The organism is Mycobacterium sp. E1715 (assembly GCF_001667625.1).
GTDB lineage: Bacteria > Actinomycetota > Actinomycetes > Mycobacteriales > Mycobacteriaceae > Mycobacterium.
Window position 1 is genome coordinate 1 of record NZ_LZJJ01000423.1, and the last position, 979, is coordinate 979.

A 979-nucleotide genomic window follows, 5' to 3' on the forward strand; every position below is an offset into this window, starting at 1 on the left:
CCGACGGCGGGGAGAACAAGCCGTCCAATCCCAGCGACCCGCACGACGGGGTCTACACGGCGGCGCGGCTGGCCCGGGACGAGGGGGTGCCCATCTCGACGATCTCGTTCGGCACCAAGACCGGCGAGATCGAGATGGACGGGCAGCGCGTGGCCGTCCCGGTTTCGACGGACCAGATGAAGACGATCGCCAAGCTGTCCGGCGGGCAGTCCTACACCGCCAGCAACATCGCCGAGCTCAACAAGAGCTACAACGCCATCGAGAAGGACATCGGCTATCGCACCGTGGCCGGGCCGGGCAGCGCCGGGTGGCTGCGCCTGGGCGTGATCACCGCCTTGATCGCGACGGCGCTGGCGCTGCTGATCAACCGGCGGCTGCCGGTCTGATCGTCAGGACGGCAGCCGGCGGTTCAGGAACAGGCCGGCCAGGATCGCGCCGGCCAACGCGACCGCCCCCAGCAGCATCCACGCGAGGCTGGCGTCGCCCTTGACGGTCTCGTACCCGATCTGGCGCTGCAGGGTCGAGTAGACGTTCTTCAGCGACTCCAGGCTGTCGGCATGGAACGCCTGGCCGTCGGTGATCTCGCAGATCTTCTGCAGCGTCTGGTCGTCTACGGGAACCGGGATGGTGGCGCCCTCGTACTCGACGGTGCCGTACGGCGTCCCGAAGGAGATGGTCGAGATCTGCACGCCCGCGGCCTTGGCGGCCCGGGCGGCGGTGAACGCCCCCTGCGGGGCGTTGGCGTCCAGCGGCACGTTCTCCGCGCCGTCGGACAGCAGCACGATGCGGGCCGGGGGCGGGGTGTCGCCACCCGTGATGGCCAGGGCGCTCACCGCGTGCAGGGCGGTGAACAGGCCCTCGCCCGTCGCGGTCTTGGGGGCCGGCTTCAGGCTGTCGATCGCCGCCTTCACCGCCTCGCGGTTGGTGGTCGGGGAGACCAGCAGCGACGCGTTGGCCGCGAATTCCACCAGCCCCAGGT

Annotated in this window: 1 protein-coding gene and 1 pseudogene; one reads left to right on the forward strand and one right to left on the reverse strand. The window is 70.3% G+C overall.

Features of this window, described 5'->3' with window-relative positions:
* A pseudogene (locus A9X03_RS20515) lies at positions 1–386 on the forward strand (hypothetical protein); the annotation flags it as partial.
* Between the two features lie 3 nt (positions 387–389).
* On the opposite strand, the gene A9X03_RS20520 reads toward A9X03_RS20515, so the two are convergent.
* Positions 390–979: VWA domain-containing protein (locus A9X03_RS20520; protein ID WP_156734761.1), on the reverse strand; the 590-nt coding region annotated here is incomplete at its 5' end.